This window comes from Pantoea sp. Seng (assembly GCF_009829935.1).
Classification (GTDB): Bacteria; Pseudomonadota; Gammaproteobacteria; order Enterobacterales; family Enterobacteriaceae; genus Pantoea; species Pantoea communis.
The window spans coordinates 82,750-93,524 of the sequence record NZ_SZZV01000020.1 but is presented as its reverse complement, the minus strand read 5'-3'; the positions used below and the strand labels follow the sequence as shown (position 1 = coordinate 93,524).

Sequence of the window (10,775 nt, the reverse complement as noted above, 5' to 3'; positions counted from 1 at the left end):
TAGCCCCTCTGCTGCTGCAAGGGCTATCCGCAGCGCTGAGGCTTTTACGTTGGGCCAGGAGATCCACGCAGGGATGCGTGGATCAGTTCGGGGCCGACCAGGGATGGTCGATCCCCGAACGGTCCGTCGGCACGACGTGGAAGCCGAGGGCACCGCGTTAGCGGCGCGAGGACTGCCCGGCAGCAGCAGAGGGGCTAAGGCCCACACCAACCCCCCCAGGCCCTTAGCCCTTAACCACGTCATCACCTCACAACGGCTCGGTCTGCGCCTCCACTACCGCTAACGCCACCATATTCACAATGCGCCGAACCGATGCAATCCGCGTCAATACATGCACCGGCTTGCTGATCCCCATCAACACCGGCCCCACCGTCACGCCTTCCGAGCACGACACGCGCAACAGGTTATAACTAATACGCGCCGCTTCCACGTTCGGCATAATCAGCAAATTAGCCGTGCCTTTCAGCGGGCTGTCGGGCATCAGTTCACGTCGGATACTCTCCACCAACGCCGCATCGCCGTGCATCTCACCATCAATCTCCAGTTCTGGCGCACGGCTCTGAATCAGCGCTAATGCATCGCGCATCTTGCGTGCGCCCGGCGCATTGGACGTGCCAAAGCTGGAGTGAGACAGCAACGCCACGCGTGGTTCGATACCAAAACGACGCACCGTTTCGGCCGCCAGCAATGTGATATCCGCCAGCTGTTCCGCACTCGGATCTTCATTCACATAAGTATCCGCAATAAAAGTATTCCCGCTCGGCAGCAGCAGCGCGTTCATTGCCCCAGCGACCTTCACGTCGTCGCGGAAACCAAACACCTTCTCCACCACATCGTAATGCTCGCGGTAATCGCCGATGGTGCCGCAAATTAACGCGTCAGCCTCGCCACGATGCACCATGATCGCGCCGATCAAGGTTGGATTACCGATCACCGCGCGCTGCGCGGTTTCAGGCGTCACACCGCGCCGTTTCATGATCTGGTAATACTCGTTCCAGTATTCTTTAAAACGCGGATCGGACTCGTTATTGACGATCTCAAAATCCTTGCCCGCTTCAATCTTCAATCCTTGCTTCTGGATACGCATCGCAATCACATTTGGGCGACCAATCAGAATCGGCTTCGCCAGCCCCAGCGACACCAGCTCTTGCGTCGCATGCAGCACCCGCACCTCCTCTCCTTCGGCCATCACCACGCGCTTCGGTTCTTTACGCGCCTGCGAGAAGATCGGCTTCATAAACAGATTGGTTTTGTACACAAACTCGGTGAGCTGCTCGCGATAGGCATCAAAGTCAGCGATGGGCCGCGTCGCCACGCCGGACTCCATCGCCGCTTTCGCCACAGCAGGCGCGATCTGCACAATCAAACGCGGATCGAACGGTTTCGGGATCAGATATTCCGGTCCAAAACTCAGATCCTGATCATCATAGGCGGAGGCCACCACATCGCTCTGCTCGGCCTGCGCTAAGGCCGCAATCGCATGCACCGCCGCCAGTTTCATCTCTTCGTTAATTGCCGTGGCACCCACATCCAGCGCCCCGCGGAAAATAAACGGGAAACACAGCACGTTGTTCACCTGATTAGGGAAATCCGAGCGTCCGGTGCAGATAATCGCATCCGGCCGAACCTCTTTGGCCAGCGGCGGCATGATCTCCGGTTCGGGATTGGCGAGCGCCAGAATGAGTGGATTGGGTGCCATTTTCTTCACCATCTCTGGCGTCATCGCTTTCGGACCCGAGCAGCCGAGGAAGATGTCCGCACCGGCAATCACCTCATCCAGCGTACGCGCGCCTTTATCTTCTATGGCGTACTCGGCTTTGGTCGGCGTCATATTGGGTTCACGATCGCGGTAAATCACCCCTTTAGAATCACACACCACAATGTTGTGCTTCTGCATGCCGAGCGCCACCAGCAAATTCAGGCAGGCAATGGCTGATGCGCCCGCCCCAGACACCACCAGCCGCACATCTGAGATGGCCTTTTTCACGATGGTCAAACCGTTTAGCACCGCCGCAGTACAGATAATCGCGGTCCCGTGCTGATCATCGTGAAACACCGGAATCTTCATGCGCTCACGCAATTTCTGCTCAATGTAAAAGCACTCAGGCGCTTTGATATCTTCAAGGTTGATGCCGCCAAAGGTCGGCTCCAGCGCGGCGATTACCTCAATCAACTTATCCGGGTCCAGCTCATCCACTTCGATATCGAACACATCAATGCCGGCGAATTTCTTGAACAATACTCCTTTGCCTTCCATCACCGGCTTACCGGCCAGCGCACCGATATTGCCGAGACCGAGCACTGCCGTGCCGTTCGAAATCACCGCCACCAGATTGCCGCGTGCGGTGTATTTGTGCGCCGCCAGCGGATCGGCAGCAATCTCCAGGCAAGGTGCCGCCACGCCCGGCGAATAGGCCAGTGCTAAATCACGCTGCGTCGCCAGCGGTTTGGTGGGGGAAACCTGAATTTTTCCGGGAGTGGGATATTGGTGGAAATCGAGCGCACTTTGCTTGAGTTGATCGTCCATTTGGCATCCTTTGGCACGGCTGAAAAAAACCCAGTATAGGAATCTGCGGCACAAAAGAGGGTGAAGGCGCTCAAAGAACGAGGGCACAGATTGCCACAGATTGCCACGGCTTCGCCTGCGGCTTTGGCGCAGCCTGCTATCCTTAATGGTGGCAAAACACGTAGCTGAACCGATCAGGCACCCCCTTCCGTGACAGATGCCCTTCAGCGCCACAATCAGAGAAAACGCATTTTCTTCGTGCAACGTCTGTAGCACTGTGTTGAGCCACGACTCAACAGGAAAGGGCACGACTCGTTTGCCCACATTATTGCTAATCAAGGAGTTAAGCGATGAACCAGCTAGATGCATTGAAACAGTTCACCACCGTGGTGGCGGACAGCGGCGACATCGAATCCATTCGCCATTACCACCCGGAAGACGCGACCACCAACCCTTCGTTGATCCTGAAAGCTGCCGGTCTCGATGCTTATAAACATCTGATTGATGACGCTATCGACTATGCGAAAAAACAGGGCGGCAGCAAAGAGACGCAAATCATCAACGCCAGTGACAAAGTGGCGATCAACCTCGGTATGGAAATTCTGAAAAGCGTACCGGGCCGTGTTTCGACCGAAGTGGATGCGCGCCTCTCCTTCGATCGTGGCATGTGTGTCACCAAAGCGGAGAAACTGGTACGGATGTATGAAGAGAACGGCATTGATCGTTCGCGCATCCTGATCAAACTGGCCTCAACCTGGGAAGGGATCAAAGCCGCTGAAGAACTGGAGAAAAACGGTATCCAGTGTAACCTGACGCTGCTGTTCTCCTTTGCGCAGGCGCGTGCCTGTGCTGAAGCGGGCGTGTTCCTAATCTCCCCGTTTGTCGGCCGTATTTATGACTGGTACAACTCACGCAAACCGCTCGACCCGTATGTGGTGGATGAAGATCCTGGCGTGAAATCTGTGCGTCGTATCTACGATTACTACAAAAAGCATCGTTACAGCACCGTGATCATGGGAGCCAGCTTCCGTAAGGTTGAGCAGATTCAGGCGCTGGCCGGTTGTGACCGTCTGACCATCTCCCCTAACCTGCTGGAAGAGCTGGCGAACAGCGATGCACCGCTGGAACGCAAGCTGGAGCCATCAACCGAAGGCTTCCACCAGCCTGCTCCGCTCTCTGAAGCGGAGTTCCGCTGGGAACATAACCAGGATCCGATGGCAGTGGAAAAACTGTCTGACGGCATCCGTCAATTCGCCATTGACCAGCAGAAGCTGGAAGATGTGCTGGCATCACGCCTGTAAATCACCACACTTCTCACGCCGGACGGGCGTCTGCCCGTCCGCTATTGCCCAATCACAAGGGAGTACCCTATGTCTTCACGCAGAGAGTTGGCTAACGCGATTCGTGCTTTGAGTATGGATGCGGTACAGAAAGCAAATTCCGGTCACCCCGGTATGCCGATGGGAATGGCTGATATCGCCGAAGTGCTATGGCGCGACGTTCTCAAACACAATCCCAACAATCCGGCGTGGGCTGACCGCGACCGCTTTATCCTCTCCAACGGCCACGGTTCGATGCTGCAATACAGCCTGCTGCACCTCACCGGTTACGATCTGCCGATGGAAGAGCTGAAAAACTTCCGCCAGCTGCATTCCAAAACCCCTGGCCATCCGGAAATTGGCTATACGCCAGGCGTGGAAACTACCACCGGTCCGTTGGGACAGGGTTTGGCCAATGCGGTGGGCATGGCCATTGCCGAGCGCACCCTGGCGGCGCAGTTTAACCGTCCCGGCCACGACATCGTCGATCATTACACCTATGTGTTTATGGGCGATGGCTGTTTGATGGAAGGTATTTCACATGAAGTCAGCTCGCTGGCCGGCACCCTCGGCCTCGGCAAACTGATTGGTTTCTACGATCATAACGGCATCTCGATTGATGGTGAAACCGAAGGCTGGTTCACCGATGACACGCACAAACGCTTCGAGGCCTACAATTGGCATGTCGTCGGCAGTGCAGCAGGCATTGATGGGCACGATCCGGAAGCTATCGCAGCCGCCATCAAAGAAGCGCAGAGTGTCACCGATAAGCCTTCGCTGATTATCTGCCGCACGGTCATTGGTTTTGGGTCGCCAAACAAAGCCGGTAAAGAAGAGTCACACGGCTCGGCACTGGGCGAGCAGGAAGTAGCGTTGACCCGTCAAAAACTCGGCTGGCACCATCCAGCGTTTGAAATCCCGAAAGAAATTTATCAACAGTGGGATGCCAAAGAAGCCGGCAGTCAGCGAGAGAAAGCCTGGGATGAGAAGTTTGCTGCCTATAAAGCGGCGCATCCAGATCTCGCCGCTGAGTTCAGCCGTCGTCTGGATGGCGGTATGCCCGCGCAATGGAGTGAGGCGACTCAGGCGTTTGTTGATGAGTTGCAGGCCAATCCGCAAAAAATCGCCAGCCGTAAAGCGTCGCAAAATACGCTGGAAGTGTACGGCAAACTGCTGCCCGAATTGCTGGGCGGTTCTGCTGACCTTGCGCCGAGTAACCTCACCATCTGGTCAGGTTCGAAATCGATTAAAGAAGACATCGCCGGTAACTACATTCACTACGGCGTGCGCGAATTTGGTATGACGGCGATTGGCAACGGTATTGCCCAACACGGCGGCTTTATTCCTTACACTGCCACCTTCCTGATGTTTGTCGAATACGCGCGTAATGCGGTGCGTATGGCGGCGTTGATGAAGGCGCGCCAGGTGCTGGTGTATACCCATGACTCGATTGGTCTGGGCGAAGATGGCCCGACGCATCAGCCGGTGGAACAGCTCGCCAGCCTGCGCGTGACGCCAAATATGAGCGTCTGGCGTCCGTGCGATCAGGTGGAAACCGCCGTGGCGTGGAAAGCCGCTGTTGAGCGCCATCATGGCCCGACCGCGCTGATTCTGTCGCGTCAAAATCTGCTGCAGCCAGAGCGCAGCAAAGCACAGGTGGCCGATATCGCCAAAGGCGGCTATGTGTTGCAGGATTGCGCGGGCACACCAGAAGCGATCATCATCGCCACCGGATCTGAGATTGAAATCGCGCTGGGCGCGGCGGATAAACTCGGTGCCAGCGGCCACAAGGTGCGCGTGGTGTCTCTGCCCTGCACCGACGTATTCGACAAGCAGGATGCAGCCTACCGCGAATCGGTGCTGCCATCCGGCGTAAAAGCGCGCGTGGCGGTAGAAGCGGGTATCGCCGATTACTGGTTCAAGTATGTCGGCCTGGATGGCGCGATTGTCGGCATGACCACCTTCGGTGAGTCTGCGCCGGCAGGCAAGCTGTTCCCGGAATTTGGCTTTACGGTGGAAAATATCGTGAGCCATACCGAAGCATTACTCAAGCCGCACTAATCGATCCGGCCCTGCGTCTTTTGACGTAAGGGCCGTTTTTTGATCACAGCCTGATACAGAAAAAAATCCTCCCTTCCCTCTTCACGCCTCGCACAAACTGATTACTATAAGCTTTCCTCCGAATCCTGTTGCGGACGCTTTCCCGTTGAAAAAACGTACTCCTTTTTTACTGGCCTTAATGGTTTCAGTGCTTCCATTAAAAAGCATGGCGCAGACGGTAGCCGATCCGCTGCTGGCCTCGCAGATCGTTGATCGTTATGCCGAGCATATCTTCTATGGCAGCGGCGCAACCGGCATGGCGCTGGTGGCGATTGATGGCAATCAGCGCGTATTTGCCAGCTTTGGCGATACCAGCCCTGGCAATAACGTGCGCCCTCAGCTCGACTCCGTGATTCGCATCGCCTCGCTGAGCAAATTGATGACCAGCGAAGTGATGGTCAAAATGGCGGAACGCGGACAGATTCGCCTTGATGACCCGTTGAGCAAGTATGCTCCGGCTGGCGCACGCGTCCCGAATTACAACGGTCAGCCGATTCGCCTGATCAACCTCGCTACCCATACAGGTAGCCTGCCGCGCGAACAGCCGGGCGGAAAACCGCATCGTCCGGTGTTTGTCTGGCCAACCAAAGCCGATCGTTGGCAGTGGCTGCAGGGTGCGCAATTGAAAGCCACGCCGGGAACACAAGCCTCCTATTCCAACCTCGGCTTTGACCTGCTGAGTGATGCGCTGTCGAAAGCGGCGGGTACGCCTTATCCTGCATTACTGCAACAGCTGGTGACACGTCCGCTGGGAATGAAAGACACCACCTTTACGCCATCCCCCGATCAGTGCCAGCGCCTGATGATCCCTGAGAAAGGGGCCAGCCCTTGCAATAACACCCTGGCGGCAATTGGCAGCGGTGGCGTGTATTCAACGCCGGATGATATGGGCCGCTGGATGCAGCAATTCCTCAACTCGGCGGTTAATCACCGCACGCCGCAGATTGATCGTCTGCAAACGCTGATCTATCGCCGTGACCAGTTGACCAAAGTGGAAGGTATGGATGTGCCTGGCCGTGCCGATGCCTTAGGCATGGGCTGGGTGTATATGGGGCCAAAAGAGGGACGTCCAGGGATTATCGAAAAAACCGGCGGCGGCGGCGGCTTTATTACTTACATGGCGATGGTGCCACAGAATAACGTCGGAGTATTTGTGGTGGTGACGCGTTCACCGCTGACACGCTTCACACCGATGAGCGATGGCGTGAATAATCTGTTGGCGGAGTTGGTGGGCAATCAAAATGGCTCACCGATGATGATCAATGCCATACCGTCCCCCTAGATAGTTCGTGATGCAGAAAGTCGGCAATTGAATGAATCCCCAGGAGCTTACATCAGTAAGTGACTGGGGTGAATGAAAACAGCCAACGCATCTGCAGTGCGAATTATGACGGGGGCTGGCTGACCCACAGCGTGGGCCATTTATCACTGCTATGCCATGCGTCACAGGTTTTCTCTTCAGCATACTCTGCCAGCACAAAGTCATTTCCGTCGAACTGCCAACGCGTGGCGACACCACAATCTCCCAGACCGCGGCCTTTACTGAAGGTGTAAAGCAAACCGCTGCTGGCATCGAATTCAGCGTTCACCAACTCCATCTGATTGTCACTGCGTCCGGGTGGCGTGAATGGCAAGGTCAACGTCAGCCCGCGAGCAACATAAGGCTGGCTACGCGTCACCTCAAAGGCCAAATCAATCACGTTATAGGCACCGGCTTCACAACTGATCAAAAGCAGCGCTTTGGTGTCGGTGAGCGGCGCTACACTCACTTCACGTCTCAGCGGATCGAGCGAACAGTTGTCGGTGTTAACCCGCCAGGTGCCGTAATCAATCAGCCCGCTGGTTTCCTCCTGAGTTAACGGCGCTGGCTGCGGTAAGCGAGCGGGCAGTTGCGGTACCTGCGGCACAGGGGGAACGTCCGATGGCGCGCGATCGCCCCGCTTCACCCAGGCGCTGGCGCCATTTACCCGCCCCTGAACGTCATCCATCAACAATAGCGCGGCTTTCATGCCGCTGAGTGGGATAGTGGCTTTCGCCTGATAGGTCAGTTGCAGAGTATGGGCATCCAGCGTTTGCGCCAGAAATTCGTCGATGGCGATGGCATTACTGGTGGCGAGATGGTGTGGCTCCACGCTCCAGTGTTTGAGGTCTGGCGTCAGGCGACGTTGATCCAGCAGCAAATTTTCCTTCAGCGGTCCGCCGGGCAGCTCTCCGCTGTACGCGCTGCCGTAATCAATACGCAGCAGCGGGCGATCGTTAACGCCAGCGCCACGTGAAAGGGTCATCACTAATCCGTTGTCCCCCGGAAAGCTGCGCGCCACGCAAAAAGCCGCGTTGTTACAGGTAAGCTGCCAGTCAGAAAATGACTTTTGCAATGGCTCAGCCTGAACGCACGCGACAAACACAAAGGGCAATAAAAGCAGCGACTTCATCCAATAAGACATCAAAAAAAAGGTCCCCAAATTCCCTGAAAAGAAATCATAGCGTAACGACAACGTGGTCAGAAGGCCGAAACTGTGAGCTGGCCCTAAAAGCGGTACTAACTGATGAAAAAGCCGTCGCCTGAGGGCGATCTGAGGCTGAAGAAGCAAGAATTCCATCATCCGTTTCGACTGATTTCCGCTCAATCGGATTCGTCGGACTGTGGAGTCATGTTTGTCTGAAAGCGTTTATCTGGGTAACACCTCCGTCCGCTCGACGTCATGCCGTCAAAGACGGGTTTGGCTAAAAACAATTTTGCGCACATCACAAATCGGTCAAATACACACAAACGGTCATACTCGGTCATGATAAGGTGTTTTCATACGGTAATAATTGTTTGCTACCGATCCCGCGATTTAGCGCTAACACGCGTGTTTATGTGAATCAGATCTCTATTTATTGAAAAAATGAGATCCTATTTACATAAAAATTCGACTCATATCACCCTAACGTCGCCGGGCATTTTGACCACTGCGGACTCGTGCGCAGTCCACATTTTCCCGCTGCGGTATCCAGTACTTTATAGCCATCGGAGGGAAGTCATGTTGCCGATTGAAAGACAGCAGCGAATTATTGACGAACTAAATTTAAATGGTCGGGTTATTGTCGCTGAATTAGTCACGTTGTGTCAGGTTTCGCAAGAAACTATTCGTCGTGATTTAACTCAGCTGGAGAAACGTGGGCTGTTGCAACGTAGCCACGGCGGTGCAGTACCAGCAAAACGACAAGCCGCTAACATTCAGGGGAATACGAGGGGTGTTAACGAGTATGAATTATCTTTCCGCCAGCGCATGAATGAACATGTAGATGCAAAGATGGCAATAGCCAAACGTGCACTCGATTTCATCAGCCCCGGCGATTGTATATTACTCGACAGTAGCACCACTTGCTGGTATTTGGCGCGACAGCTACCGGATATTGAATTAACGGTATTAACCAACTCTATCAGAATAGTGCAAACCCTTGCGGCGCGCGGCAGTATCCGCACCATCTGTCTGGGGGGAGAATATTCTGACCGTTATGAAGATTTCCACGGTGTTGTCGCTGAACAGCCTTTACGGGAATTTCAGATCAATAAGATCTTTTTGTCCTGTAGCAGTTTAGGCAATGACGGTTATTTACGTGAAGGTAACGAAAACAACGCACATTTAAAACAACAGATGTTACTGGCAGCAGAAAGAAAACATCTGCTGCTGGATGCCAGTAAATTCCTGCGGCCCTCATTCGCGCGTATTTGCCATTATCGCGATGTGGACTTTCTCATCACTGACCAATTAAAAGACAAAGAGCTGGAACAAGAATTAGCCTGGAACGGCGTCAATATTATTGATTGCTCACAGCGCAACAATTCAATGCAGCTTATAAAAAATTAATCCGGAGTCTTTATGAAAAAACATCTTATCGCCTGTTCTCTGCTTGCTCTGTTTGCCGCTACCGGCGCGCACGCTGCTGACAAATTACGCATGGGCATCGTGGTGAAAATTGGCGGTATTCCATGGTTCAACGCCATGGAAGCGGGCATCAAGAGTGAAGCGGCGAAACGCGGCATTGATGCATGGATGGTAGGCCCAACCGCCGCCGACCCTGCCCTGCAGGTGCGTGCGATTGAAGATTTGATTGCGCAGAAAGTCGACATCATCGGCGTAGTGCCGAATGACCCGAAAGTGCTGGAACCGGTACTGAAACGTGCACGTGAAGCCGGCATTCAGGTGATCACCCACGAATCACCGGATCAGAAAGGCGCGAACTGGGACTTCGAACTGGTGGATGCCCCGACACACGGCATCAACCACATGAAAGCGCTGGCGAAATGCATGCATGAAGAGGGCAAATACGCCATGTACGTCGGCAGCCTGACTGTGCCATTGCACCAACAGTGGACCGATGCCGCGCTGAACTACCAGAAAGAACACTACCCGAAAATGCAGATGGTGACCGACAAGTTCGGCGTGGGTGAATCACTGGATGACTCCATCCGTACCACTAACGAACTGATGTCCAAATACCCGGATCTGAAAGGCATTATGGCGTTCGGCTCACAGGGCCCAATCGGTGCCGGTCGTGCAGTGATGAACCGCAACAAGATTGATCAGGTGTGCGTCATTGGCGCCTTCAGCCCAGGCCAGGGTGCTTCACTGGTGCAGCGTGGCGCGATCAAAGGCGGCTACATCTGGAACCCGCAAACCGCTGGCGAAGTGTTCGTGCGTATCACCGACATGATGCAGAAGAAAGAGCCGATCACCGACGGTATGACCATCGACGGTCTGGGCAAAGTGAAAGTTGACGAGGCGACCCACACCATCCTCGGTAACAACACCGAAAGCTTGGATAAAGAAAACCTGCCAAAACTGGTGAAAATGGGGCTGTAA

General features: G+C 54.7%; 7 protein-coding genes. 5 read left to right on the top strand and 2 right to left on the bottom strand.

All coding sequences use genetic code 11. From position 1 onward, the window contains the following. Positions 1–247: 247 nt before the first annotated feature. Complete coding sequence (gene maeB / locus FD737_RS19350; RefSeq protein ID WP_160834322.1) at positions 248–2,527, bottom strand: NADP-dependent oxaloacetate-decarboxylating malate dehydrogenase; 2,280 nt, start codon at positions 2,525–2,527, stop codon at positions 248–250. 329 nt (positions 2,528–2,856) lie between these two features. On the opposite strand from maeB, the gene tal reads away from it, so the two are divergent. From tal to ampH, 3 genes are all read left to right on the top strand, one after another. After that, positions 2,857–3,807 carry a transaldolase gene (tal, locus tag FD737_RS19345; protein WP_045814871.1) on the top strand — a complete coding sequence of 317 codons (951 nt, stop codon included), beginning with the start codon at positions 2,857–2,859 and terminating at the stop codon, positions 3,805–3,807. A 69-nt stretch (positions 3,808–3,876) separates the two neighbouring features. After that, positions 3,877–5,886, top strand: a complete 2,010-nt coding sequence (gene tkt, locus FD737_RS19340) for a transketolase (RefSeq protein ID WP_160834321.1) — start codon at positions 3,877–3,879, stop codon at positions 5,884–5,886. A 145-nt stretch (positions 5,887–6,031) separates the two neighbouring features. Beyond that, the gene (gene ampH, locus FD737_RS19335) at positions 6,032–7,207 is read left to right on the top strand and encodes a D-alanyl-D-alanine-carboxypeptidase/endopeptidase AmpH (protein WP_160834320.1); all 1,176 of its coding nucleotides are present in this window, start codon (positions 6,032–6,034) and stop codon (positions 7,205–7,207) included. Between the two features lie 103 nt (positions 7,208–7,310). Here ampH and FD737_RS19330 read toward each other — a convergent pair whose 3' ends face one another. Next, positions 7,311–8,369 carry a DUF1176 domain-containing protein gene (locus FD737_RS19330; RefSeq protein ID WP_160834319.1) on the bottom strand — a complete coding sequence of 353 codons (1,059 nt, stop codon included), beginning with the start codon at positions 8,367–8,369 and terminating at the stop codon, positions 7,311–7,313. Positions 8,370–8,948: 579 nt separating this feature from the next. Here FD737_RS19330 and FD737_RS19325 point away from each other — a divergent pair. Together FD737_RS19325 and FD737_RS19320 are read left to right on the top strand one after the other, a co-directional pair. Continuing rightward, entirely contained in the window at positions 8,949–9,779 is an 831-nt protein-coding gene (locus tag FD737_RS19325) for a DeoR/GlpR family DNA-binding transcription regulator (RefSeq protein ID WP_160834318.1), read from the top strand. A gap of 12 nt (positions 9,780–9,791) precedes the next feature. Further along, positions 9,792–10,775, top strand: a complete 984-nt coding sequence (locus FD737_RS19320) for a substrate-binding domain-containing protein (protein WP_160834317.1) — start codon at positions 9,792–9,794, stop codon at positions 10,773–10,775.

Bases quoted from the DNA above. Each gene is read 5' to 3' on its own strand.
- FD737_RS19320 (WP_160834317.1), top strand. From the start codon at position 9,792: ATGAAAAAACATCTTATCGCCTGTTCTCTGCTTGCTCTGTTTGCCGCT.
- maeB (WP_160834322.1), bottom strand. From the start codon at position 2,527: ATGGACGATCAACTCAAGCAAAGTGCGCTCGATTTCCACCAATATCCC.
- FD737_RS19330 (WP_160834319.1), bottom strand. From the start codon at position 8,369: ATGTCTTATTGGATGAAGTCGCTGCTTTTATTGCCCTTTGTGTTTGTC.
- FD737_RS19325 (WP_160834318.1), top strand. From the start codon at position 8,949: ATGTTGCCGATTGAAAGACAGCAGCGAATTATTGACGAACTAAATTTA.
- tal (WP_045814871.1), top strand. From the start codon at position 2,857: ATGAACCAGCTAGATGCATTGAAACAGTTCACCACCGTGGTGGCGGAC.
- tkt (WP_160834321.1), top strand. From the start codon at position 3,877: ATGTCTTCACGCAGAGAGTTGGCTAACGCGATTCGTGCTTTGAGTATG.